The organism is Streptomyces afghaniensis, assembly GCF_044327915.1.
GTDB lineage: Bacteria > Actinomycetota > Actinomycetes > Streptomycetales > Streptomycetaceae > Streptomyces > Streptomyces afghaniensis.
The window spans coordinates 552,685-577,330 of the sequence record NZ_JBIRGJ010000004.1 but is presented as its reverse complement, the minus strand read 5'-3'; the positions used below and the strand labels follow the sequence as shown (position 1 = coordinate 577,330).

Sequence of the window (24,646 nt, the reverse complement as noted above, 5' to 3'; positions counted from 1 at the left end):
TGAAGCCTCCGAGGTGTGTGGCGGTTACGGCAGTCCCCAGGCCGGACCCGGTTCGCCGACGGCGACGGGCGCGATGACGAGGTCGGGGCGCGGTCCGGAGTGGAGGAGCACCTCGCGGCCCTTGGGCAGGTCGATGGCGAGGGTGCCGCCGCCCAGGTCGCGGCTGCGGGCCGGGGTGCCGTCGTCGAGCAGCACGGTGAGGGTGCCGGTGAGGCCGTGCCGGACTTCGAGCGGCTCGCCGGCCAGGCTCTTGATCCGGATGAACCGGGTGGCCCCCTTCTTGCGGACGGCGCTGACCAGGAAGGCGCCCTGGGTGCGGAAGTCGTGCAGGGTGACGTCCGGCCATGCGGTCGGGACGGCCGGGAAGACGCGGATCACGCCGCCCCAGCTCTGGCAGAACATGTCGTGCAGGGACTGCGAGGCGGACAGCGGCGTCTCGATGACCGGACCGGCCTCGGTGTAGTGGGTGTTGGCCTGGCAGGGGTAGCGGGTGGAGGTGTCGAAGAACTTCCGTAAGTAGCCGATCGCCGTGTCACCGTCGCCGGTCATGGCGTAGATCGAGGCGGCGCCGGTGTAGCTGTAGCCGCGGTGGGCGCCGGTCAGCGCGTGCCAGTGCTCCACCGACTTGGTGATCAGGTCGCGGCTTTCGGGCTGGTCCCAGTTGACGAGGTACAGCGGGTAGACCATCAGCAGGTGCGAGTAGTGCCGGTGGGACCGCTCGTACGGGGTCTCGGCGCCGATCATGAAGCCGTTGTCGTCGACCGGGTACGGCGTCAGCTCGGCCAGCACCTCCCGCCAGCGCGGGGCCAGTTCGTCGTCGATGCCGAGGACTTCGGCGGACTCGATGAGCGTCTGACAGGCCCAGCGGATCAGGGCCAGGTCGTAGTTGGTGTCCTGCGGCGGTACGACGGGGTACTCGGGCGAGAGCGTGCTCGGCAGGTGGAGCTTGCCGTCGCTGCCCGGGGTGAGGAAGTGCAGGTAGTAGTTGACGGCCCGGCGCAGTACCGGGAAGACCGTGTCGCGCAGGAGGATCTTGTCCATGGAGTGCCGGTAGGACAGCCACACGTTGTGCAGCGCCCAGGTGAGGTTGCCGACCTCGGTGCCGCTGCCGGGCCTGCCCACTCCCCGGTTGGCGAACATGTCGGAGCTGCGGCCGACGCCCGAGCTGTCGGCGCGGTAGGCGGTGGGCACGTTCGCGATGAGCTGTTCCTGGTTCTGGCGCAGGGTGGTGGCGAGCGCGTCGAGTTCCAGGTGGTTGGAGCCGTGGATGAGCCAGTACTCCAGCTGGACGTTGAGGTTCCACCAGACCGCGGGCCAGGGGGTGGGCTCCAGCCACGGCCCGGAGGTGGCCATGACGGGGCCGCCGGCCCGGCTGGCGGAGGCGACCTTGTAGAGCTGGATCCAGTGGAAGCTCTGGAGACGCTGGTCGGGGAACGAGACGAAGCTCTTCTTGTAGAAGTCGTGCCACCAGCGGGTGTGCCGTCGCCGGAGGGTGCCGTACGACCCGGCGCGCCGCAGGTTGCGCAGCGAGTCGGCCTCGGCCGCGGTGGTGGAGGGGGCGCTGTGCCCGACGCTGAGCAGCAGTTCGTCGCCGTCGCGCCGGTAGGCGGTGGCGGTCTGGGCGCCGGTGAGGGGCTGGAGCACCTGCTCGGTGCCGTCGGCGGCGGTCTTCGTGGTCCAGGGCGGATTGGGGATGTAGTCGGCGGGCGGGGCCTCCTGGATCTTCCGGGGGCTGATGGCCTCCTCGGGGTGGAAGGTCCAGACGGCGCGCTCGCCGCCGGAGGCCCGCACCCGGACGGCGAGTACCTCGTCGTGGATGAGGGCGGACAGGGTGAGCCGGCCGGCGGTGGTGGTGACGGTGCCGGTGAGTTCGGCGTTCCACAGGCTCAGCCGCCAGTCGACGGCGGTGATGGTGCCGGCCGGTTCGAGCGTGAGGTGCCCCACCGGCAGCCGGCAGGTGCCCCAGCCGCTGCCGAACTCGGGGCGGTGGTCCTGCACCCGGCCGTGCTGGACGGTGAAGCGGACCTGGTCGGCGTCCGGCTCCCGGTAGATCATGCTGCCGAGCAGCCCGTCGCCGAGGAAGGGGCCCTCGTACCAGCGGGTGGGCATCCTGGTCCACAGCAGGTCCTGGCCGCGCAGGAACGTCGACCAGGCGCTGTCGGTGGTCATGGTGTCGCGGAGCTTCCAGGGGCGTCTGCCGCCGCCGGCGTCGGACGGCACCGTCCGGTTGGGTTCCTGGGCTTGGGCCGTGCCGGGCAGGGCCGCCGCCGCGGCGCCGGAGAGGGCGGTGCCGAGTACGGCTCTGCGGGCCACCTTCGAACGTTGCTCCGGCTGTGAGGTCATCGTGTCCTCCAGACCTGACGGATCATCGATACATCGGGTGTATCGGCGAACCTAAGCAGGCCTCATGCACCTGTCAATGGGAGTGAACCAGTCCAAGTAGGCGACCCCTCCGATGTATTGAGGGGATACGGCCTCGTTGCCCGGTCCTGAACAGGACGTCAGTCACGCAGCCACGGCGCGAGCATCCCGCCCCTTTTCACCGTGCCGAGGACCATCGACACATCCACCGACACCGCCTCGCGCAGCCACGGCGAACGCGTGACGAAGTCGTGGAGCGCCGCCTCGTCCGGAAACGCGGTCAGGACCAGCAGCTGGCGTTCGCCGGTGACGAAGCTGACGTACCGGACGTGCGGGGACGCGGCGAGCCCCGACGTCACCGCGTCGACCTCCGACGGCACCGTCCGCACCCAGAGCACCGCCTCCACCGGCAGCCCGAGGAGCACCGGTTCGATCACGGCACGGACGCGGACCCGCCCCGCCCTGCGCAGGGCGCCCAGCCGGCGCCGGGCGGTGGCCTCGGACACGCCCGCCACCCGGGCCAGTTCGTCGAAGGTGCACCGCCCGTCCCCGGCCAGGGCGTTCACCAGCAGCCGGTCGGCGCGCGAGAGTTCACCGGCACCGTCGAGCGGGGGCGACACGTCCGCCGAGGCGGGGACGGCACCGGTCGGCGTGCCGTCGGTCAGTGCGTCGATCTCGGCCTCGGTGAGCAGACCCGCATGCCACTCGCGAATCGTCCGCACGTGCCGCAGTACCGGGAGCGTCAGCGTCCGTACGACCCCCGGCAGACCCGGGAGTTCGTCCATGACGAGACCGGCGAGACGGTCGCGCGGGCACTGCACCTCCGCGACGCAGTCCCATGTCCCGGTCAGGACATGGGCGAAGGCACAGTCGGACCGGCGCGCCAGCGCGGTGGCGACCACCCGGGCCTGGCCGGGTGCGCAGCGCACTCCGATCACCGTGCTGCGCCCGCGCACCGCCATGGCGCCGATCCGTACCAGCCCGGAGTCCAGCAGCCGGGTGCCCCGGCGGACGACGGTCCTCTCCGGTTCGCCGAGGGCCGTCGCGATGGCGTGCCACGAGGCACGGCCGTCGATCTGCAGCGCGCTGATGATGCGCCGGTCCAGCGAATCGGCCACGAAGCCGGTGTGCGGTGCGTCCATCGGCCTGAGCGTATGGCCGATTCCGTCGATTTCCCAGGGAATCTTGTTCCCATCCGTCGGCCTGGCCGACTCTGCCGGGAAGCCGGACCACGCTTTCCCTATCTCCGGAGGTGGCCGACGTGACCGCGACACCCGGAAGTCCCCCTCATCCCCCCACGGCTGTCCCGTCCTCCGACTCCTTCCCCGCCCCCACCACCCGGCGCGGACGCCTGGCCGTCCTCGGGCCGGGGCTGGTCCTGGCAGCCGCCAGCGTCGGCGCCGGCGACATGGTGACGTCGCTGGCGGGCGCCGCCGGCTACGGCATGGCCCTGCTGTGGGCGATCCTCATCGGCGTCGTGCTCAAGTACGCGCTGACCGAGGCGGTGGGACGCCTGTATCTGGCGACCGGGCTGACGGTGATCGCGAGCCTGCGTTCGGCCGCCCGCTGGCTCCCGTACGCCTTCTTCGGATTCGTCCTGGTCATCGGGCTGCTGTACGGGGCGGCCCTGAGCTCGGTGGCGTCGCTCGCGCTGTCGACGCTGTTCCCCGCGCTGCCGGTCAGACCACTGGCCCTGGTGATCGCGCTGGCGTCGGCCGCGATCGTGTACGTGGGCCGGTACACGCTGTTCGAGCGGGTGATGAGCGGGTTCATGCTGGCCAAGTTCGTCGGCATGGTCGTGCTGGCCGCGGTCACGCTGGCCACCATGGACGACCCGTCGGGACTGGTGTCCTCGCTGTGGCCGCGACTGCCGGAGGGCGACGTCATCACCGTGCTGGCGCTGGTCGGCGGGGTGGGCGGCACGGCCGGAGTGGCCTCGTACAGCTACTGGGTGCGGGAGAAGCGCTGGCGGCATGCGAGCTGGCTGCCCGTCATGCGGGCCGACACGGCGATGAGCTACACGGTCACGTTCCTGTTCGTGGTGTGCACCTCGATCGTGGGCACCGGCCTGCTGTACGGCAGCGGCCGGACGATCACCGGCAACGACGGACTCGCCGCGCTGGCCGAACCGCTCGGCGCGGATCTGGGGTCGGCGGCCCGGGTGCTGTTCCTGGGCACCTTCTTCCTCGTCACCCTGAGCGCCCTGGTCGGCGGCTTCAACGCCCTGTGCTACCTGCTGGCCGACTCGCTGCGCACCCTGCGCGGGGTGCCGGACGACGAGGCCGAGCGGCACATGGGCCAGCGCAGCCGTCCGTTCCGCCTGTTCGTGCTCTACTGCGCGGCCACGTCCGTGGCGGTGACCTTCGCCGGGAAGCCGGTCCCCCTGCTGCTCACCTACGCCGCCGTGGGCTCCCTCGTCCTGCCGCTGCTGTCCGGGGCGCTGCTGGTCCTTCTCAACCGGCGCGGCCTCGGGCCGCCGTACCGCAACAAGACCGTTTCGAACGTGCTGCTGTCGGGCTCCTTCGTCCTGTTCGGGGTGCTCGCCGTCGTGCAGCTCAAGGAAACCCTGGGAGGACTGTGAACCCCGCCGACCTGTGCTTCGCCACCGCCACCGAGCTCGCCGCGGCCCTGCGGCGCCGTGAGATCTCCGCCCGCGAGGTCGTCACCGCCCATCTCGAACTCATCGACCGGGTGAACCCGTCGGTGAACGCGATCGTCACCCTCGTCGCCGACCGGGCTCTGGAGGCGGCGGCCGAGGCGGACGAACAGGCCGCGTCCCAGGCGGAGTTGGGGCCGCTGCACGGGCTGCCCGTCGCCCACAAGGACCTCCACGACACCGCGGGCATCCGTACGACGTACGGCTCACCCGTCCTCGCCGACCACGTCCCGGCCCGGGACCACCTGGTCGTCGAGCGCCTCAAGCGGGCCGGGGCCATCACAATCGGCAAGACCAACGTGCCCGAACTCGGCATGGGTTCCCACACCGTCAACCCCGTCTTCGGCGCGACCCGCAACCCCTACGACCTCTCGCGCAGCGCGGGCGGCAGCAGCGGCGGAGCCGGGGCCGCCCTCGCCTGTGGCATGCAGCCGATCGCCGACGGCAGCGACACCGGCGGCTCGCTGCGCAACCCGGCGTCCTTCAACAACGTGGTCGGCCTGCGCCCCTCCCCCGGCCGGGTCCCCTCCTGGCCCGACAAGGCCCCGTGGGGGCAGCTGTCGGTCAAGGGCCCCATGGCGCGCACCGTGCAGGACGTCGCCCTGACCCTGTCGGTGCTGGCCGGACCGGACCCGCGCAGCCCGCTCGCCCTGGAGACGCCGGGTTCCCTCTTCGCCGGCCGGCTCGACGACGATGTGCGCGGCCGGCGGGTCGCGTGGTCGCCCGACCTCGGCGGGAGCGTGCCCGTCGACCCGGAGGTCCGGGACGTGGTGCGCGGCGCGGTGGAGGTGTTCGCCGCGCTGGGCTGCGAGGTCGAGGAGGCCTGCCCCGACCTGTCCGGCGCCGACGAGGCGTTCCTCGTCCAGCGCGCCTGGCAGATGGAGCTCGCCTACGGGCCCCTGCTGGACGAGCACCGGCACCGCATGGCCCCGGACGTCGTCTGGAACATCGAGGAGGGCCGCAAGCTCACCGGCCCGGACCTGGGCCGCGCCCAGCTGCTCCAGGCCGCGCTCTTCCACCGGGTGCGCGAGTTCTTCGGGAGGTACGACGTCCTGCTGCTGCCGGTGAGTCAGGTCGCGCCCTTCGACGTCCGTCTCCCCTACCCGGCGTCGGTGGACGGCATCGCCATGGAGACGTACCTGGACTGGATGCGCTCGGCCAGCCTGATCACGATGACCGGCTGCCCGGCCCTGTCGGTCCCGGCCGGCTTCACCGCGGCCGGGCTGCCGGTCGGGCTCCAGGTGGTCGGGCCGCACCGGGGGGACGCGGCCGTGCTGAGGGCGGGACACGCGTTCGAGCAGGCGACGCGGTTCGGCGAACGGCGACCGGACGTCGCGGTGGGAACGGAAACGGCGGAAGGCGGCCGGTCATGAGCCCGCGCAGTGTCGTGGTGGTGGGTGCGGGCATGGCCGGGCTGGCGACGGCCTGGTTCCTGCAGGAGGCCGGTGTCGAGGTCACCGTGGTCGACCGGCGGGGCGTCGCGGCCGGCGCGTCCTGGGGCAACGCGGGCTGGCTGTCCCCCGCCCTGACCGTGCCCCTGCCCGAACCGGCCGCCCTGAAGCTGGGGTTGCGCACGCTCCTGTCCCCCACCTCCCCGCTCTACATCCCGCCCCGCCCGGATCCGCGGCTGGCCCGCTTCCTGCTGGCATTCACCCGGAACTGCACGCACCAGCGCTGGCAGGTGGGGATGGCGGCACTCGCCGCGCTGAACCGCCGGGCACTGCGGGCGTACGACGAGCTGGCCCGGGGCGGGGTCACCGAGCCGACGCGCTCGGGCGAGGCGTGCCTGCTCGCCTTCACCTCCACGGCCGGCCGTGCCCCGCTCGTGGCGGAACTGGACGCGGTGCGCGCGTCGGGACAGGAAGTCGACTACGACCTGCTCACGGGGGCCGAGGCACACGCGTGGGAACCCGCCCTGTCGTCGCGCGTCGACGCTGCCGTACGACTGCACGGCCAGCGTCACCTCGACCCCGGGGCCTTCGTCGCCGCGCTGGCCGACGCGGTCCGCGACCGGGGCGGAAAGATCGTCACCGGCCTGGAGGTCACCCGGGTACGGGACCTGGGCACCGGGGTGGTCGCCCTCGCCCCGGACGGCACGTCCGTGCGGGCCGATGCGGCCGTCCTCGCCCCCGGGGCGTGGCTCGGCCGACTCGCCGCGCCCTTCGGGGTGCGCGTCCCGGTGCAGTCCGGACGCGGCTACAGCTTCTCGCTGCCTCCGGCGGGGCTGCCCACCCGGCCCACGTACTTCGCCGAGCGGAGGGTGGTCTGCACACCGCTCGGGGACCGGGTGCGGGTGGCGGGAATGATGGAGTTCACGGCACCCGACCGCCCCGCGGATCCCCGCCGCATCGAGGCGATCGTCGACTCGGTCCGCGATCTGCTCCCTTCGGCCGACCTCACCCACCGCACCGACGAGTGGGCCGGCCCGAGGCCGTGCACGGCGGACGGCCTGCCCCTGGTCGGCCCGACCCGCTCCCCCCGGGTCCATGTCTGCGGCGGCCACGGCATGTGGGGCATCGCCCTGGGCCCCCTCAGCGGCAAGCTGCTGGCGGAGTCGATCGTCACGGGCCGTGGGGCCGCCGAGTTGACGGCGCTGCATCCGCTGCGGTGACGCACTGTCAGTGACCGCCTCGGTGTGCGTGTGCTTCGGCGAGGAGGAGGTAGCCGGCGGCGGTCCAGGTGTAGGCGCGGTCGCGCAGCCCCGTGCCCGTGAGGGCGTCGAAGTTCTCGGCGAAGCCGTGGGTCTCGCACAGGGCGCGGAAGCGGGCGCTGATGTCGTCGGCGAGCCGGTCGTGTCCGGCGCGGCGCAGGCCGTCCTCGATGAGGACGGTGGCGGGGGCCCAGACGGGGCCGCGCCAGTAGCCGTCGGAGAGGTAGTGCGGTGAGGTGGGCAGTTCGGTGGCGAGGCCGTACGGGGTCAGATGGGCCTTGATGTGGTCGGCCAGCGCGCTGCCGATCTCGCCGGGCAGGTGCTCGCCCAGCACGATGGGCATCAGGTCGAGGAGGCTGGAGCTGCTCCACGTGTGCCCGGTGGCGGCTCCCCTGGCGACGAACCGTTCGCCGGTCCAGAGCTCGTCCAGCAGCGCCGACTGAGTCTGGTGTGCCGTGCGCGTCCACCGGCTCGCTTCGTCCGGCTTGTCCAAGTCCGTCGCCAGTGCGGCGAGTTCATGGAGCTGGAGGACGAGGAAGGCGGCCAGGTCGGCGGTGACGACCACCCGCTCGGGGTCGAAGGTGGTGGCGTTGTCCCAGCCGCTGTCGTTGCCGTGCTGGTAGTGGGGCAGGGCGGCGCCGGGTGCGCGGCGCCGGGTGAGCCAGAAGTCGGTCCAGCGTGCCAGCCGGTCGTACGTCCCGGCCAGTTCCGCCCGGCCGGGAGGCACCGGCAGCCGACGGCGCAGCAGGCCCGACGCCCAGCCGTGGATGGGTGGTTTGACGAAGTTGTGGAGGACCTCGGAGTGGGTGACGGAGTCGGGCAGGGCTCCGCTGCCGTCCTGGTGGTCGAAGGGCAGGGCGAACTGGTCCACGGCCAGTTCGGGCCGGCCCGGAGCCAGGGCCAGGGCGTTGAAACAGTGGTCCCAGCTCCACACCTTGTCCATCCAGTGCTTGGACATGAGAACGGCGGGCCGGGTGACGAGTCCGGTCGGGCGTACGGTCGCCGACCAGAGGACGTAGGCGGCGAGTTCGGCGGCCGGGGTGGCGGACGAGCGCCAGGGGGCCACCGCGTCGGCGAAGTCAGCGAAGGATCTGCGGGCCGCCGCCGCGATCTCTCCGAAGGCCGCCGAGGACGCGTACGGCGGGCGAGCGGTGTCGAGTTCCTCGACGGCGATCTCCCACCCGCCGTCCGCCGCGGCGGCCAGGGCGAGGCCGCGGTCGCCGCCGCCCAGGGCCTGGGCTCCGTCGGTGTGGGCGATACGGCCGGACAGGACGGTGACGCGGTAGCGGCGTCCCGTCTCGTACGACGTGAACACGTGCGCGTCCGCCGCCGGGTCGTGGAAGAAGTACGTCCCGCTGAACGGCGTCAGGACCTGAGCGGCCGCACGGACGCCGAGGTCCAGTCCGCTCCCCCGCAGGCGTACGGTGTCCGGCGACTCGTAGGCCAGGTCGATGCGCCCGGCCGGGCCGACCCAGCTGAGCAGTCCCGGGGTCGCCTCGACACGGGTGCCGGTGCGCTCGCCCGTCGCCGGGTCCAGCGGGACGAGGCGGAGGACGGCGTGCATGCCGTTCTGGTGCGAGACGAGGTGGAGGTCCTCGGCGTACGTCTTCTCCGCCACCACGGGTGAGATGCCGAACCAGGATCCGAACGTGCTGAACGGGATGTCGTGGACCGAGAAGGCCGGTCCGGACGACGGGGCGGCGGTCATGAAGGCGTGACTCGTTTCTCGAGCAGGGATCGTCGTCGGAGGGGAAGGTCCGCCGGAGGTCAGTCCTTGACGGCACCGGCGGTCACGCCGGCGGCGACGTAGCGCTGGGCCAGGACGAGGATCACCGCGGCGGGCAGCGAGGCCACGACGGCGGTGGCCATGATGGCGTTCCACTCCTGGTTGTTGTTGCCGATGTAGTGGTAGATGCCCAGGGTGATCGGCTCATGGGCGCCGCCGTTGACGAGGGTGCCGGCGAATACGAAGTCGGACCACGACCACAGGAACGCGAACAGCGACACCGTGACGACGGCGTTGCGGCTCATCGGCAGGACGACGGACCGGAAGGTGGTCAACGGCCCGGCGCCGTCCATCGTCGCGGCCTGGAGCAGTTCGCCGGGGATGCCGGACATGAACGCCGTGAAGATGAGCACCGCGAACGGGACGGCCAGCGTGGAGTCCGCGACGATCAGGCCGGGCACGGACCGGAGCAGGCCGAGCTGGAGGTAGATCGCGTAGAAGCCCATCGCCATGATGATGCCGGGGATCATCTGGGCGACCAGGAGGAGGAAGCCGAGCAGACCGCCGCCGCGCGGGCGCAGTTTCGCCAGGGCGTAGCCGGCGGGGGCGGCCAGCGCCACGGTCAGGACGACCGTGCCCAGGCCGATGACCAGGCTGGTCGCGAGGTAGGGCAACTGCTCGTCCAGGACGGTGCGGTAGCCGGCCAGGGTGCCGTGCAGCGGCAGCAGGTCCGGCGGGCTCTTGCGCATGTCCTGGTCACGGGTGAGGGAGACGTTGAGCATCCAGTAGACCGGGAAGAGCATGATCCCGGTCAGCAGCAGGCCGATGGCCGTCTTCCACCACGTGCGGCTGGTGCTTCGGTTCATGACAGCGCCTGCTTTCGCTGGACCCGGATGTAGACGAGGCCGAACACCAGTGCGGCGACGACGAGCAGGTTCCCGACGGCCGCTCCGGGGCCGAAGGCGGGCAGGAGGTTGCCGAAGCCGAGCTGGTAGGACCAGGTGGCGAAGGTGGTGGACGAGTCCGCCGGGCCGCCCTTGGTCATGATCCAGATGATGTCGAAGACCTTGAGTGTGTAGACGAGGCCCAGGAGCAGGGTGATCGCGGACACGGGGCGCAGCAGCGGGAACGTGATGCGCCAGAAGCGGTGCCAGGCGTTCGCCCCGTCCAGTGCCGCGGCCTCGTACAGGCTGGCGGGGATGGACTGGAGGCCGCTGTGGAGCACGACCAGGTTGAAGGGGACGCCGATCCAGATGTTGGCGATGATCACCGAGGTGAGCGACCAGGACGGTGAGGTCAGCCAGTTCACCGGGTCGATTCCGACGGTGCTCAGCAGGGTGTTGACGATGCCGGAGTCGCTGTTGAGCATCCACGACCAGGTGGAGGCCGACACGATCAGCGGGAGCAGCCAGGGCACCAGGAACAGAGCCCGCAGGGTAGCCGACAGCCGGAAGTGCTGGTGAAAGAAGACCGCGAGGGCCAGGCCGATCGCGTACTGGAAGACCAGGCACACGGCGGTGAACACCACGGTGTGGAGCAGGGCCGGGGCGAAGGTCGGGTCGTCGAGGACCTTCCCGTAGTTCTCCAGGCCCGTGAAGGGCGCGTTGCCCTGGACGAAGGAGCGGACCGTGTAGTCGCGCAGGCTCAGGTCGAGGTTGCGGTAGAGGGGATAGGCGTAGAAGAGGACGAGGTAGAGGGTGACGGGGGTGAGGAAGGCCCAGGCGGCCCACTGCTGGGAGGCCGGGCGGCGTCGTGGCGCGCGGCCGGCCGGGAGCGGGGCGGCGGTCGCCGCCCCGCCGTCCCGGTCGAGCGCCGGCCGGCGGGCCGGTGGAAAGGTCGTCTGCTTCATCGGGCCCACGTCACTTGACTGCGGACTGCGCCGAAGTGAGAGCGTCCTTCGGGGACTTCGCCCCGCTGAGCGCGGACTGGACCGCCTTCCACAACTGCTCCGAGATCTTGGGGTACTTGGTGCCGAGGTCGCCGCTGGTGCGTCCCTTGGCCGACTTGACCGCGTCGACCCAGGGCTTCAGCGCGGGGTTCGCCGCCACCTGCTTGTCCTGGACCTCACCGGTGGGGGCCACGTAGGACAGGGTGGTGTCGGTGTCGTACAGGTTCTGGGTGCTGGTCAGGCAGGTCGCCAGCTTCTGCGAAGTGGTGTACCGGCCGGTGTCGTCCTGGACCGGGAGGGTGACGAACTCGCCGCCGGTCGGGGCGGCGGCCTGGCCCCCGCCGGAGCCCGGGATCGGCAGGACGCCGTACTCGAAGCCGGCCTTCTCGGCGCCTGCGAGCTGCCAGGTGCCGTTCTCGGCGAAGGCGTAGTCGCCGCCGGCGAACTCCTGCCAGCTGGTCGTCTGGGTGTTGTTGATGACCGAGTTGGGGGCGTAGCCCTTCTTCAGCCAGTCCTGCCACAGCGACAGCGCGGAGACGGCCCGCGCGGAGTCGAGTCCGGTCAGTTCGGCGCCCGCGCCCCAGAACCAGGGCAGGAACTGGAAGCTGCCCTCCTCGGTGCCGATCGCCGAGAACGTGATGCCCTTCTTGCCCGCCTTCTTGACCTTCTCCAGCGCCGCCGTCAGCGACGTCCAGTCCTTGACCGAGGCGATGTCCACCCCGGCCTCCTTCAGCACCTCCTTGTTGTAGTAGAGGGCGAGGGTGTTGGCGCCGATGGGTGTGCCGTACGTCTTGCCGCCCGACTGGCCGGCCGCGAGCAGGTTGGGGTCCACCTTGGAGGTGTCCAGCTTGTTCTCGTCGGTCGTGGTGAGCACGCCCGCCTCGGCCAGGGTCGAGACGACCGGATTGTCGACGATCAGGACGTCCGGGGAGTTGCCCTGCTGGGCCGCGAGCAGCGTCTTGTTGGCCAGGTCGCTGGTGTCGAAGCCGGTCCGCTGGATCTTCACGCCGGCCTGGGTGCCGCACTTGTCCAGCAGCTTCGTCCAGGCCGAGCCCTTGGCGAACTGCGGGTACGGGTCCCAGATCGTGTAGGTGCCGCTGTCGGCGTCCTTGGCGTCGGTGCTGCCCGTACCGGAGGAACAGGCGGTGCCGCCGACGACGACTGCGGTCGACAGGGCCACGGCGGCGAAGAGCCGTCTGGAGGAGCTGTGCATGGCGGGTCCTTCGTTCTTGGCATACGGGTGCCGTGGGCGGGGTGACGAGGGTGTGCGGGCACGCCGAACGGCGGCGGCGTGCCGGGTGTGGTGAGAAGAGTCCGAGGTGGTTCGAGGGTCAGGCGGGGGTAAGGCGGTGGTCAGGCGGAGGGCGTGGGCGTAGCGCCGGCGGGCCCGGTGCTCGCCCGCAGCGAGATGGGCGGTGCGAGGAGGTGGTGCCGAGGCGGCGCACCGGGGTGGTCGAGCCGTTCGATGAGCAGGTCGACGGCGCGGCGGCCCATCTCCTCGGCCGGTACGTCCGCCGCGGTGAGCTGCGGGGTCACCGTCTCCGCCCACCGGCCGGCGACGACTCCGGTGACGGAGAAGTCACGCGGCACATGGCGGCCCGCCTGGGAGAGTCCTCGGTAGAGGCCGCCCAGGGCGGCCTCGTTCAGCGTGACCAGGGCCGTCGTCGCCGGATCGTCGTGCAGGATCTGTTCCAGGCAGGCCTGGCCGGACGCGGCGTCGTCCCCGCAGCAGTACGTCCGCACCGTCAGCCCGCGCTCGGCCGCCGCCTTGGTGAAGCCGTCCAGTCCCCGGTGCGCGGACTCGTACCCCGCCCGCAGGAGCTGCTCCGGCCGGTTGACGAAGGCGACCCGGCGATGACCGAGGTCCGCGAGGTGGTGGACGCATGCCGCCGCCAGCGCGGTGTGGTCCAGGCCGACCCACCAGCCGCTCTCGGGATGCGCGGTGCGGCCGATGGCGACGGCGGGGAAGTCCAGCGCGGCCAGGTGGTCGGCCCGGTCGTCCTCCAGTCTGATCTCCATCAGGATCGCGCCGTCGACCCGCCGCTCCCCCAGCAGCCGCTGGAACGAGCGGTCGCTGTCCACGCCGCTCGGGGAGAGCAGCACGTCGTAGTCATGGGCCGCGGCGGCCTCGACGACACTGCCGATGAAGTCCAGCTGCATGCCGGTGTAGTGGTTCCCGGCGGGCGGGAAGACCAGGCCGATCGTACTGGTCCGGCCGTTGGCCAGGGCGCGTGCGCTGGCGTTGGGCCGGTAGCCCAGCTCGTCGATGACGTCCTGGATCTTCCGGCGGGTCTCGTCCGACACCGGACGCTTGCCGCTCAGCGCGTACGACACGGTGCTCCGCGAGACACCGGCCCGCCGGGCGATCTCACCGATGTTCACGGGCAACTCCTTGCGTGGGCTGTCGAACCGGCGAGTGTCGAACCGGTTCGCGTGAAGTGAAGCTAAGAACTGCCCGGACGGCTGTCAACACCCCGCACAGCACTTGTTGTCCTGCGACACGGGTATTGCTGGGAGATTTCGCCGGTGCTAGCTTCCTGCGAACCGGTTCGACGAGCGCCCGGCCCTGCGCGCCGCAAGGGACGACGGACGGGTCGCAGCTCGTTTGCCAGCGATCAGTCGAACCGGTTCGACTCCTTCAGTGTCCGATTCAGTGTCCGAAGCAGCGTCCGAAGCAGGACGGAACCCACGGAGACCTCAGTGCGACGAAGCAGAACGACTGTGGCCGGAGCCGTCGCGACGGCCGCCCTCGCCACGCTCCTGGCCGGCCCTTCCGCGGGCACCGCCGGGGCCGCGGAGCGGGAACGGCTCGTCATCGACCTCGCCACCGACACCGGCGCCTTCCACGGCGGTGCCGCCGGCTCGCTGTACGGCGTGTACGGCGACGGCGTGCCGAGCCGCAACCTCATCGAGGGCATGCGTCTGCGCACGGTGTCGACCAAGGCGCAGGACGGTCCGCAGCACCCGGGAGCGGACGCGCTGGAGATGCTGCCGCCGTTCGTGGACTCGGGCGGCAAGGACGTCTACATCTACATGACCGACATCTACCGCGGCTTCCCGTACCAGTGGCCGGGCGCGGACGGCCCGGCGCGGCTCGCCGACTTCAAGCAGAAGATCAAGAAGCAGGTCCAGCAGGTCCTGACCATGGGCGAGTACAAGGACAACGTCGTCTACGTGCCCTTCAACGAGCCCGAAGGGAACATGTTCGGGACCGGCGAGTGGAGCTACAACAAGGTCTCCTGGCTGAAGGACCCCCAGCACTACTTCGCGGCCTGGAAGGAGGTCTACCACCTCATCAAGGGCCTCGACCCGGACGCCCGCATCGCCGGCCCCAACACCAGCGTCCTCTACAGCCAGGTCAAGGACTTCCTCCAGTACGCCAAGGCCAACGACGTGGTGCCGGACGTGATGACCTGGCACGAGCTGTCGTCGCCCGCCGCGGTCCGCACGAACGTGGCGAGGTACCGGCAGATGGAGAAGGACGTCGGGGTCGGCCCGCTGCCGGTCAACGTGAACGAGTACGGGCACAACTACCACCTGTCCGTGCCCGGCCAGGTCGTCCAGTGGGTCTCAGCCATCGAGGAGTCGAAGATCGACGCCGACCTGGCGTACTGGAACATCGACGGCAACCTCAACGACTCGGCCGTGGAGGCCAACAAGGGCAACGGCCAGTGGTGGCTGTTCAACGCCTACGGGCAGATGTCCGGCCACACGGTCGAGGTGACCGCCCCGCACCCCAACCAGCAGTACACCCTCCAGGGCGTGGCGACCCTCGACGAGGACAAGAAGCAGTCCCGCGCCCTCTTCGGCGGCAAGAGCGGCGACGCCGACATCGTCTTCGACCACGTCGACCCGAAGCTGTTCGGGAAGACCGTGCGCGCCACCGTCCAGGAGATCCCCTGGACCGGTCAGGTCGGCGACTCGGCACAGCCGTTGCGGCTCGCGGACCAGGAGCTGCCGGTCGGCGCGGACGGCTCGGTGACGCTGCCGATGACCGGCATGAACGAGATGTCCGCCTACCAGGTCATCCTCTCCCCCGGCGGCAACGGCGCGAAGCCGGCCGCGCCTTCGGTCAGCTGGCGCAAGACGTACGAGGCGGAGAACGCCACCTACACCGGCAAGGGCTACTCCAGGAACGGCCCCGAGGGCACGCCCTCCGACGTCGGCAAGTTCGCCACGTCGGGCGCCTACAACGTGGGCGGTCTGCGCACCGGCTCCGACGGGGTCCTCGCCTTCGACGTCGAGGTCCCGCAGGACGGCACCTACGATCTGAGCGTCTTCGCCAACTCCTACAACCTGTACGACCTGGTGAAGGAGCAGGGCCCGACCAACGTCTTCCTGCGGGTCGACGGCAAAGAGCCACAGGAACTGCGGCTGCCGCTGGGCTACAAGTGGGTGGTCTGGGGTCACACCGACACGACGGTGAAGCTCACCGCGGGCAAGCACCGGATCACGCTGGCCGCTCAGGACCCCGACCTCGGGGTCACCAAGGGTGACGCCATCATCGACAAGATCGACCTGTCCCTGCGCGACGAGAAGGTGACCGCGCCGGCGATCTACGAGGCCGAGTACGCCACCCTCACCGGCACCGAGCCGCGCTACACGTACCGCGGTGCCTCGGGGCCGGGCGCGGTTCCGCTGCCGAAGGGCGCCTCCGCGACCTTCTGGGTCCACTCCCCCGCCGACGGTGAATCGACCGTGTCGGTCGACCACTTGGGCGGCGGACATGCGAGCCTGGCACTCAACGGCGAGCAGCTCGACCTGCCCAAGGCCGGCGGGGCCGGGAAGGGCACGGACACGGTCCGGCTGTTCCTGTCCGGCGGCATCAACAAGATCACCGTCACCGGTACGGCACGCCAGCTGGTCCTCGACCGGCTGCGGGTCGCCCCGTCGGAGGGCACCCTCGTGCCCACCGTCTACCAGGCCGAGAACGGCACGCTCACCGGCGCGGCGAAGGTCACCGATGCCTACCCGTTCGCCGCGAACGGCAAGGCCGTCACGGACATCGGCGACGGCAGGGCCAACGCCCTCACCGTCGACGTGGTGGCCGCCAGGGCCGGACGGCACGCGCTGACCATCCGCTACTCCAACGCCGAGCAGGCACCCGCCACCCACTACAACCCCGACCCGATCGCCCGCCACGCCGACCTCTCCGTCAACGGCGGCCCGGCCCGCCGGGTGCTGTTCCCGACCACCTTCCACTTCAACAACTTCTGGGACCTGACCGTCCCGGTCACCCTGAAGAAGGGCACGAACCGGCTCACCTTCACCGCCGAGGAACTCCCCGACTTCAACGGCGACACCTACAACCAGTACGACCAGCGGTCCCCCTACGCACCGGTGATCGACCGGCTCGCCGTCACGCCGCTGGCGGCGAAGTAGCTCCTGCTGCACGCGAGGCGCCGACCCGGAAACCCGGGACTCCCGGCGCCGGTACGTTGGCACGGTGCGGCGGATCGGGGAGTTCACCGTGGAGCGGCGCCTCGGTGGAGTTCGAAGGTGTCGCCTCGATCGAGGCGGTGCGGCGCGATCTGGAGGGTGCCTACTTCGCCCAGCTCAGGACCAACGGGCGACTCACCGGCCCGGCCGAAGGCGCCCCGGTCCGGCTGCTGTTCGGGCAGACCGGAGGCTCCGCCGAGCAGCGCAACCACACGGTCGGACAGGTGCTCGGGGCCCGGCGTGCCCAGCGGATCGTGGCCACAGCGACCTGGAGGACGGCAGGGCCGTCATGATGCACGCCGCCCTGCTCACCGCGGTGCGGGCGGTGCGGGTGACCCCCGCGGTGCCGGATCCGACGGTCACCGACGTGCATCGGACGCCGGCCCGGCTGCGGCAGGAGGGGCCGCTGCCGGGCGCGAGCGGCTGGATCGACCTCGGCAACGACGGCGCCGCCCAGGACAAGGCGATCCCCGTCCCGCGGATCACCCCGGACGGCCGCACCACCGCCACCACGGTCACTTCGGCCGACGGCACCCCACAGGCCGGGCCGGCCGGGAAGGCGTAGCGGGGTCAGTCGAGCGCGACGCCCGTGTGCCTCTCCAGGGCTCGGACGAGCTGTGCCTGGAACTGTTCGTCCTGCGTGGCGGGGTGTGGTGCCCGGGTCTGCCGGTGGTACCAGTAGCCGCCGGTGCTCGGGGTCACGTCGTCGTGGGTGGCGAGCCATGCCTGGGTCTCGTGCCCGGCGGTCAGATCGTCGGGGGCGCCGCGACCCCCCATACGGGTCGGGACCCACCCGGGGTCGACCGCGTGGCTGGAGGTTCCTTCCCAGCGGGAGGCGAAGGCGAGCGCGAGGGTGGTGACCCACAGTTTGGTGTCGGCGTAGGAAGCGGATCCGACGGCCAGTCGTCGCAGGTCGGTGGAGCCGCTGTGGTGCATGGAGCTGCTGAGGTAGACGAGCCGGGCCGGCTTGTCCATCAGCGCCGTCAGCATGTACGGCGCGACCGTGTTGACGGTGACGTCTTCCGGGCGGTTCATGACGCCGGCGTTGTGGATGACGGCGTCGAAGCGGCCGAACCCGGCGGCCTGCCGGGCGACATCGCGGATCTCGTCCAGGTCGGCCAGGTTCCCGGTGACGACGCCTTTCCACCGGGCGGTGTCGTCCGCGTCGGCGAGGCGGGCCCGGTTGCGGACGTGGACGACCACGTCGTGCCCTTCGTCGGCCAGCGCGTCCGCCGTGTCGCGACCGAGCCCGCCGGCCGCCCCGGTCACCAGAACCAATGCCATGTCGGTCCCCTCTCGTGTCGTCGTCGGGAGCTCGTCAGCGGGTGAGGAGCACCTTGGTGGCGCGCCGTTCGTCAGCTCCTCCGGTCCGGCGCCGACGCGGCGGGGCCGCCCTCCGGACCGGCGCGGAGCATCGCCTTGTAGAGGGCGTCGTGCTCGGGCGGGTCGGGCAGGGGGCCGCGGGCCGGGGCCTCCAACGACTGGATCATCAGGGCGACGACGCGTCGCCAGGCGTCGGGGGCGGCGTCGCCGGTGCCGTTGACGACACCCGCGTTGGCCATGTGGAGCAGTACCAGGTCAGAGGGGTCGAAGTCCTCGCGCAGCCGGCCGGCGGCCTTGGCGCGGTCGATGAGCCGGACCATGGCCTCGTACGCCTCGTCGCGGCGCTGCTCCAGGGCCTTCGCGGTGGGGAAGGTCATGGTCAGCACGTCGGCGAAGCCGTAGTCGGCTGCCTGCATCGCGCAGGCCGCCTCGATGTAACCGACGAATCCGTTCCAGGGATCCGGATCCTCCAGGGCGGCCGCGACCGCGTCGGCGTAGGCGTCCATGCGGTCGGAGAAGACGGCGTCGACCAGCTCCTCCTTGGTGGGGAAGCGGCGGAACATGGTGGCGATCCCCACTCCCGCCTCACGGGCCACGGACGCCATCGAGGCGCTCAGACCGTCGCGCGCGAACACCGTGCGCGCGGCGGCGATGATCCGCTCCCGGTTGCGCTCGGCGTCCTTGCGCAGCGGCTGGGCGGCGGGACCGTCGGAATGCTGGGCGCCAGGACTCATACCGGCCACTGTAGCGATCACACCACCCTGTCCGGTTCCCCTCCTTCACGGCATGGTCAGCGCCTCCGGCAGCGGTGTCCGGCCGGTGAGGTTCTCCGGGCGCAGGATCGTGTCGAGTTGCTCCGTCGTGAGCAGACCCGCCTCCGTGGCCAGCTCCTTGATGCCGCGTCCCGTGGAGTCGCGGTTGGCCCGGGTCTCAGCCGCACCCCGGTGCGCGAGGCGCTCGCCCGGCTCGCGGACATCGGCCTGGTCGAGGCGAAGCCCGGCGTCTACACGCGCGTCACCACCCTCAACCGCCGTGACGTCGAGAAGACCCTCGCCGTGCTGCGCTCCCTCGACCAGCTCGCCGTCGCAACGGCCGTGCCGGCCATGACCGAGCAGGACCTGCAGCTCATGCGGCCGGGCCAATCGGGACAGAAGTTCTCCACCCTCCTCGGCGGCCGCGACACCATCGAACACCACGGCCGGCTCGTCGACGTCTGCGCCAGCGGCGACGCCCGCGCCGCGGCCGGACTCTCAGGACAGCACTGGTCCGAACTCGGCGGCCACATCAACCGGCGCCCTTCAAGGCCGGCCCCGCCAGGGGCAGGCAGCCACTCCCCTGGCCGGCACGGGGACGCCGAGCACCGCGCCGGAGGCGGCGGTCGGGTTCTTCACGCCGTACCGGGCCGTGGTGACGAGGAGGCGGTTGTCGTCGGGGTGCAGGCAGACCGACGTGGGGTGCGGGGCGGGCACGGTCAGGGTGTGGAGCAGGCGGCCGTCGGGGTGGTACCGGCGGACCGCGCCGGCGCCCCACACAGCGACCCAGAGGCAGCCCTCCTCGTCGACGGTCATCCCGTCGGGGCTTCCTTCGTCCTCGCGCAGGCGGGCGAAGGTCTCCGGGCCGCCGATGAGGTCGCCCGAGACGGGATCGACCCGGCAGCGGAGGATCGTGCCGACGGCCGTGTCGGCGAGGTACATGGCCGTGCCGTCGGCGGTGAAGGCCGGGCCGTTGGCGATGGTCAGGCCGTCGAGGACGCGTACGACCGTGCCGTCGGGGTCCGTCCGGTAGAGCGAGCCGGCGCCGCGGGTGCCGTCGTAGGCCATGCTGCCGGCCCAGAATCGGCCGGCGGGGTCCGCGACGCCGTCGTTCATCCGGCTGGGGAGCGGGGTGCGGTCCTCGGGACGGTCGAGCCAGTCCGGTGTGCCGTCGGCCGAGAGCAGTGCGATGCCCGTGCCCGCGGCGGCGATCCAGGTGCCCGGCCGGTCCGCCACCGGCGCGACGGCCCCCAACGGCACGTCCAGGCCGGCGAGTCGGGCCGAACCCGTGCTGTCACGCAGTTCGAAGAGCCGCCCGCTGAGGATGTCGACGTAGACATACCGGCCGTCGACCCAGCGGCCGCCCTCGGCGAGTTCGTACCCGCCGTCCACGAGGACCGTCGCCGGTACTGCTGTTGATGTCATGTCCGGCCTCCTGGCTCAGCGGATGGTCGTGCCGTCGGGCTCGTCGAACAGGCCGAGTTCGTCCCGCGTCGGGAGGCCCTCCCAGTCGCCCCGGGTGGCGACGGCGAAGGCGGCGGTGGTGACGGCCCGGTGCAGACGGGCGGGGATGTCCGCGCCGTCGAGGAGTCCGGACAGGTATCCGGCCACGAAGGCGTCGCCCGCGCCGACCAGATCGACCGCGTCGACCCGCCGGGCGGCGCAGTCGGTCGCCCCGCCGGCGGTGAAGCTCGTCGCGCCGCGTGCGCCCCGCTTGACGACCACCTCGCGGACCCCTGCGGACAGGAGGATGCCGGCGGCCTCCCGCTCCGCCACGTCGGGCCGTTCCAGCACCAGCGGCAGTTCGTCCTCGGAGGCGATGAGCAGGTCGACGTGGGCCAGGATCGGCCGCAGGGCCGTGCGGGCCCGGTCGGCGGACCACAGCCGGGAGCGGTGGTTGACGTCGAGGCACACCGTGATGCCGGACTCGTGCGCTGCGGTGGCGGCGGCCAGGGTGGCCTCGGCCGCCGAGGGGCCGAGCGCCGGGGTGATGCCGGTCAGATGCAGGACGCGGGATCCGGGGGCCAGCGCGGGCAGTACGTCGGCCGGTGAGACGGCCGAACCGGCGGATCCCGCACGGTAGTAGCTGACGCGGGTGAGCGTGCCCAGGCGGGGTTCGGTCAGGAGCAGGCCCGTGGTGCGGCCGGTGTCGTCGGTGACCGCGTGGCCGGTGTCGACGCCCTCGGCGCGGAGCGTGCGCAGGACCAGCGCCCCGAGTTCGTCCGCACCGACCCGGCCGGCCCAGCGCACCCGGTGTCCGAGCCGGGCCAGGCCGATGGCGACGTTGGACTCGGCTCCCGCCACGGACAGGCCGAGACTGCCGCCGAGACGCAGGGCGCCCTGGGCCCGGAGCGCCGCCATCGTCTCGCCGAAGGTCACCACGTCGGGCGGGGCCGGGCGGTCCGATGTCGTCACGGCGTCTCCCCCGCGGCCACCATGCGGAACGCTCCCGCGCGGACTCGGAGTTGGTCCAGGTCGCCGCCGTCGGCCGCGTCCCCGACGAGCGGTGAGCCGACGCCGACGGCGAGGGCTCCCCGATCCAGAAAATCGCGGGCGGCCGTCGCGTCCACTCCGCCCACGGGCACGAACGGCACCTCGGGGAACGGGTCGCGCAGGGCCCGCAGATAGCCGGGGCCGCCGAGGGAACCGGGGAAGAGTTTGATCGCGGCGGCACCCCGGGCCAGGGCGAGTTCGATCTCGGTCGGTGTCAGGGCGCCCATCAGCACGGGTATGCCGTAGGGCTCCAGTCCGTCGACCAGCGCGGGGGTGACGAGGTACGAGGCACCGGCGTCCACGGCGCGCTCGGCGTCGGCGGCCGAGCGGACCGTTCCGGCGCCGAGGAGTGCGTCGGGGCCGAGTTCGGCGCGTGCCTGCCGGATCACGGTCAGGGCGTCCGCGGTGGTCAGCGAGACCTCGACGGCCGCGATGCCCTCCTCGGCGAGGGTGCGTACGGTGCGCAGTGCCGCGGCGGGGTCCTTGCCGCGCACGATCGCCAGCAGGCGGTGGGCGCGCAGCGATTCCACCAGGTTCATGGAAGGGGGCTCTCCTTGGGCGTGGGGTGCGAGGGGGCCGGGCGGGTGCTCACCATTCGGTGAAAGCCCCGTCGGCTCCTCGCCATACGGGGTTGCGCCAGCGGTGTCCGGTCTCGGCGGCACGGCGTACGGCCTTCTCGTCGATGTCGACGCCGAGACCCGGGCGGGACCCGCGGACGGCGTAGCCGCCGTCGAAACGGAAGGGTTCGGGGTCCATCACGTACTCCAGCAGGTCGCACTGCTGGTTGTAGTGGATGCCCATGCTCTGTTCCTGGATGAGGAAGTTCGGCACCGAGAAGGCGATCTGCAGGCTGGCGGCCAGGGCGATCGGGCCGAGCGGGCAGTGGGGTGCCATGGCGACGTCGTACGTTTCGGCCATGGCCGCGATGCGGCGGACCTCGGAGATGCCCCCGGCGTGCGAGAGGTCGGGCTGGGCGACGGCGATGCCGCTGGTCATGACCTCGCGGAAGTCCCAGCGGGAGTAGAGGCGTTCGCCGGTGGCGAGCGGGATGGCGGTGGACTCCACGAGGCTGCGCAGGTGGCCCGAGTGTTCGGGCAGGACGGGCTCTTCGACGAACAGCGGGTGCAGTGGTTCCAGCAGGGGCAGCAGGCGGCGCGACATGGCGGTGGAGACGCGGCCGTGGAAGTCGACGGCGATGTCCCGCTCGTCGCCCAGCACCTCGCGGACGGCCGTGACGCGCTCGACGACCTCGGCGGTGCGGGCCGGGGTGTCGATCGGGGCGAGTTCGGCCGAGGCGTTCATCTTCACGGCGGTGAAGCCCGCCTTCACCTGCTCCCGGGCCAGCTCCGCCACGTCGCTCGGACGGTCTCCGCCGATCCAGGCGTACATCCGGACGCGGTCCCGTACCTGGCCGCCGAGGAGGCGGTGCACCGGGACGCCGTAGGTCTTGCCGGCGATGTCCCACAGGGCCTGGTCGATGCCGGCGACGGCGCTGGAGAGGATGGGGCCGCCGCGGTAGAAGCCGCCCTTGGTGAGCACCTGCCAGTGGTCCTCGATGCGCAGCGGGTCCCGGCCGACGAGGTGATCGGCCAGTTCATGGACCGCGGCGCGCACCGTCTCGGCGCGGCCCTCGATCACGGGCTCGCCCCAGCCGGTGATGCCCTCGTCGGTGGCCACGCGCAGGAACAGCCAGCGCGGAGCCACCAGGAACGTCTCGAGTGCGGTTATCTTCAAGGGACTTCCTTCGGCTGCGTGTCGTGTGCCTCGTCCTGGCCGTCCCGCGCCCGTACGGCCGCCAGGTCGTCGGAGGCCTGGGCCAGCAGTGACTCGACGGCGGCCACGGCGGCCTCCGGGTCGCCCGCCTCGACCGCGTCCAGCAGTTCCTGGTGCACGGGTATGGAGTCGGAGTGGTGCTGGGCGCCGTGCACGATCCGGTCGCGGACGCGCAGACCGGCTTCGATGACGACCTCCATGCGGCTGAGCAGTTCGTTGTGGGCGGCGTCCAGCAGCGCGCGGTGGAAGGCCAGGTCCGCCTCGACCATGGCGTCCGCGTCCGTGCCCGCCGCCGCCATGGCGTCGAGTGCCTGCCGCATCGCGTCCAGGTCGGACGGGGTGCGGCGGGCCGCGGCGAGCCGGGCTCCGGCGGGCTCGACGATCGCGCGGACCTCGGCGAGGTCCTCCAGGAAGGCGTCGGTCGGCGCGCTGCTGCCCTGCCAGCGCAGCAGGTCGCTGTCGAGCAGGTTCCAGTCGGCGCGGGGCCGGATGGTCGTCCCGCGCTTCTGCTTCGATTCGAGCAGGCCCTTGGACGCCAGCACGCGCATCGCCTCGCGGACGACGGTCTTGCTGACGCCGAGCTCCGTCTCGAACTTGACCGGGTCCACCACGGAGCCCGGGGGGTAGTCGCCGCGGATGATGCGCCGGCCCAGCTCCTCCACGGCCTGGCCGTGCAGGCCCTTACCGGGATGGGTCACCACGTTCTCCGTTTCCGCTCCGGTCCTCTTCGCTGCCGCCGCGCACGGTGCGCGCCGCTCACGAGGACTCCTTCATGACGCTCCATCCTCCATCGACCACGAGGCTCGCTCCGGTCACGAAGGAGGCGTCCGCCGATGCCAGGAAGGCGACGGCGGCGGCCACCTCCTCCGGCTGCCCGAACCGCTTGGCCGCCGTGGCCGCCACGCTGCGCGCCCGGTCGGCCTCCGGGATCCCCTCCCAGGCGGCGGTGAGGATGGGGCCGGGCAGCACCGTGTTGACCCGGATGTCCGGACCGTACTCGACGGCCAGTTGTCGCCCCAGCGAGCACAGCGCGCCCTTCGCCGCGGCGTAGGCGGCATGGCCGGGCAGGCCGATGACCGCGTGCACCGAGGAGGTGAGCACCACGGAGCCCCGCGCCTCGCGCAGCAGGGCCGCGAAGGTCTTCATCGCCCGCCAGGCAGGCTTGAGCAACACGGCCATCTGGCCGTCCCACTCGGCCTCGGCCAGTTCGTGGGCGGGCTTGCTGAGCTGGGCGAAGGCGTTGCTGTGCAGCACGTCCAGCCGGCCGTGCCGCTCCTCGACGTGGCGGGCCAGGTTCTCCCAGTCGGCGGCCGAGGTCACGTCGCAGCGCACGTACTCCGCGCGCCCTCCCCGGGCCTCGATGTCCTCCGCGACCGTCTTGCCGGCCGCGTCGTCGACGTCCGTGACCACGACCGTCGCGCCCTCGTCGGCGAGCCTGCGGGCGGTGGCCGCGCCGATTCCGTGCGCGGCACCGGTGATCACCGCCACGCGCCCCGCCATCCTGCGGCATTCCGTCATTCCGCGCCTCTCCCCTCGACTGCCTGCTGCACTCGACGTGCTCCACCCAGCCTAGCTCTTTCAATTA

The 24,646-nt window shown here is 71.8% G+C and carries 22 protein-coding genes; 6 read left to right on the top strand and 16 right to left on the bottom strand.

Translation table 11 applies throughout. From position 1 onward, the window contains the following. Positions 1-24: 24 nt before the first annotated feature. Positions 25-2,343, bottom strand: coding sequence for a glycosyl hydrolase family 95 catalytic domain-containing protein (locus tag ACH4G3_RS17115; RefSeq protein ID WP_397625231.1), 2,319 nt, complete (start codon positions 2,341-2,343; stop codon positions 25-27). A 158-nt stretch (positions 2,344-2,501) separates the two neighbouring features. Continuing rightward, positions 2,502-3,503, bottom strand: a complete 1,002-nt coding sequence (locus ACH4G3_RS17110) for an Lrp/AsnC family transcriptional regulator (RefSeq protein ID WP_397625230.1) — start codon at positions 3,501-3,503, stop codon at positions 2,502-2,504. Between the two features lie 119 nt (positions 3,504-3,622). On the opposite strand from ACH4G3_RS17110, the gene ACH4G3_RS17105 reads away from it, so the two are divergent. Genes ACH4G3_RS17105 through ACH4G3_RS17095 form a run of 3 tightly spaced genes read left to right on the top strand, consistent with a single transcriptional unit; the run spans position 3,623 to position 7,628 of the window. Further along, positions 3,623-4,942, top strand: a complete 1,320-nt coding sequence (locus ACH4G3_RS17105) for an Nramp family divalent metal transporter (RefSeq protein ID WP_397625229.1) — start codon at positions 3,623-3,625, stop codon at positions 4,940-4,942. Continuing rightward, complete coding sequence (locus ACH4G3_RS17100) at positions 4,939-6,390, top strand: amidase (RefSeq protein WP_397625228.1); 1,452 nt, start codon at positions 4,939-4,941, stop codon at positions 6,388-6,390. The genes ACH4G3_RS17105 and ACH4G3_RS17100 overlap by 4 nt, the downstream gene beginning before the upstream one ends. Then, a complete protein-coding gene (locus tag ACH4G3_RS17095; RefSeq protein ID WP_397625227.1) occupies positions 6,387-7,628 on the top strand; it encodes an NAD(P)/FAD-dependent oxidoreductase in 1,242 nt (413 codons plus the stop codon). The genes ACH4G3_RS17100 and ACH4G3_RS17095 overlap by 4 nt, the downstream gene beginning before the upstream one ends. Before the next feature lie 7 nt (positions 7,629-7,635). On the opposite strand, the gene ACH4G3_RS17090 is transcribed toward ACH4G3_RS17095, so the two are convergent. The 5 genes from ACH4G3_RS17090 to ACH4G3_RS17070 all read right to left on the bottom strand — a co-directional run bounded on the left by ACH4G3_RS17090 (position 7,636) and on the right by ACH4G3_RS17070 (position 13,663). Then, complete coding sequence (locus ACH4G3_RS17090; RefSeq protein ID WP_397625226.1) at positions 7,636-9,375, bottom strand: amylo-alpha-1,6-glucosidase; 1,740 nt, start codon at positions 9,373-9,375, stop codon at positions 7,636-7,638. A 59-nt stretch (positions 9,376-9,434) separates the two neighbouring features. Then, entirely contained in the window at positions 9,435-10,259 is an 825-nt protein-coding gene (locus ACH4G3_RS17085) for a carbohydrate ABC transporter permease (RefSeq protein ID WP_397625225.1), read from the bottom strand. Further along, on the bottom strand, positions 10,256-11,242 hold the full coding sequence (locus tag ACH4G3_RS17080; protein WP_397625224.1) for a carbohydrate ABC transporter permease: 987 nt from the start codon (positions 11,240-11,242) through the stop codon (positions 10,256-10,258). Before ACH4G3_RS17080 ends, ACH4G3_RS17085 begins: the two co-directional genes overlap by 4 nt. Before the next feature lie 10 nt (positions 11,243-11,252). Further along, complete coding sequence (locus ACH4G3_RS17075; RefSeq protein WP_397625223.1) at positions 11,253-12,494, bottom strand: sugar ABC transporter substrate-binding protein; 1,242 nt, start codon at positions 12,492-12,494, stop codon at positions 11,253-11,255. Positions 12,495-12,634: 140 nt separating this feature from the next. Further along, positions 12,635-13,663, bottom strand: coding sequence for a LacI family DNA-binding transcriptional regulator (locus ACH4G3_RS17070; RefSeq protein ID WP_397625222.1), 1,029 nt, complete (start codon positions 13,661-13,663; stop codon positions 12,635-12,637). Between the two features lie 318 nt (positions 13,664-13,981). Here ACH4G3_RS17070 and ACH4G3_RS17065 point away from each other — a divergent pair, with 318 nt between their 5' ends. The 3 genes from ACH4G3_RS17065 (at position 13,982) to ACH4G3_RS17055 (ending at position 17,285) form a co-directional block, all read left to right on the top strand. Further along, positions 13,982-16,663, top strand: a complete 2,682-nt coding sequence (locus tag ACH4G3_RS17065; RefSeq protein WP_397625221.1) for a cellulosome protein — start codon at positions 13,982-13,984, stop codon at positions 16,661-16,663. Between the two features lie 104 nt (positions 16,664-16,767). Next, the gene (locus ACH4G3_RS17060; protein WP_397625220.1) at positions 16,768-17,013 is read left to right on the top strand and encodes a hypothetical protein; all 246 of its coding nucleotides are present in this window, start codon (positions 16,768-16,770) and stop codon (positions 17,011-17,013) included. Continuing rightward, complete coding sequence (locus ACH4G3_RS17055; protein ID WP_397625219.1) at positions 17,010-17,285, top strand: hypothetical protein; 276 nt, start codon at positions 17,010-17,012, stop codon at positions 17,283-17,285. Before ACH4G3_RS17060 ends, ACH4G3_RS17055 begins: the two co-directional genes overlap by 4 nt. Before the next feature lie 5 nt (positions 17,286-17,290). On the opposite strand, the gene ACH4G3_RS17050 is transcribed toward ACH4G3_RS17055, so the two are convergent. The 9 genes from ACH4G3_RS17050 to ACH4G3_RS17010 form a co-directional block, all read right to left on the bottom strand. After that, entirely contained in the window at positions 17,291-18,004 is a 714-nt protein-coding gene (locus ACH4G3_RS17050; RefSeq protein ID WP_397625218.1) for an SDR family NAD(P)-dependent oxidoreductase, read from the bottom strand. A gap of 71 nt (positions 18,005-18,075) precedes the next feature. Then, a complete protein-coding gene (locus ACH4G3_RS17045) occupies positions 18,076-18,777 on the bottom strand; it encodes a TetR/AcrR family transcriptional regulator (RefSeq protein WP_397625217.1) in 702 nt (233 codons plus the stop codon). Positions 18,778-18,822: 45 nt separating this feature from the next. After that, positions 18,823-19,239 carry a hypothetical protein gene (locus tag ACH4G3_RS17040; RefSeq protein WP_397625216.1) on the bottom strand — a complete coding sequence of 139 codons (417 nt, stop codon included), beginning with the start codon at positions 19,237-19,239 and terminating at the stop codon, positions 18,823-18,825. A gap of 102 nt (positions 19,240-19,341) precedes the next feature. After that, the gene (locus ACH4G3_RS17035) at positions 19,342-20,220 is read right to left on the bottom strand and encodes an SMP-30/gluconolactonase/LRE family protein (RefSeq protein WP_397625215.1); all 879 of its coding nucleotides are present in this window, start codon (positions 20,218-20,220) and stop codon (positions 19,342-19,344) included. 15 nt (positions 20,221-20,235) lie between these two features. Beyond that, complete coding sequence (locus ACH4G3_RS17030; RefSeq protein WP_397625507.1) at positions 20,236-21,156, bottom strand: sugar kinase; 921 nt, start codon at positions 21,154-21,156, stop codon at positions 20,236-20,238. A gap of 50 nt (positions 21,157-21,206) precedes the next feature. Continuing rightward, positions 21,207-21,827, bottom strand: a complete 621-nt coding sequence (locus tag ACH4G3_RS17025) for a bifunctional 4-hydroxy-2-oxoglutarate aldolase/2-dehydro-3-deoxy-phosphogluconate aldolase (protein WP_397625214.1) — start codon at positions 21,825-21,827, stop codon at positions 21,207-21,209. Between the two features lie 49 nt (positions 21,828-21,876). Further along, on the bottom strand, positions 21,877-23,022 hold the full coding sequence (gene dgoD, locus ACH4G3_RS17020; protein ID WP_397625213.1) for a galactonate dehydratase: 1,146 nt from the start codon (positions 23,020-23,022) through the stop codon (positions 21,877-21,879). After that, complete coding sequence (locus tag ACH4G3_RS17015; protein ID WP_397625212.1) at positions 23,019-23,762, bottom strand: FadR/GntR family transcriptional regulator; 744 nt, start codon at positions 23,760-23,762, stop codon at positions 23,019-23,021. The genes dgoD and ACH4G3_RS17015 overlap by 4 nt, the downstream gene beginning before the upstream one ends. Positions 23,763-23,817: 55 nt before the next feature. Next, positions 23,818-24,561, bottom strand: coding sequence for an SDR family NAD(P)-dependent oxidoreductase (locus ACH4G3_RS17010; protein WP_397625211.1), 744 nt, complete (start codon positions 24,559-24,561; stop codon positions 23,818-23,820). Positions 24,562-24,646: the final 85 nt, after the last annotated feature.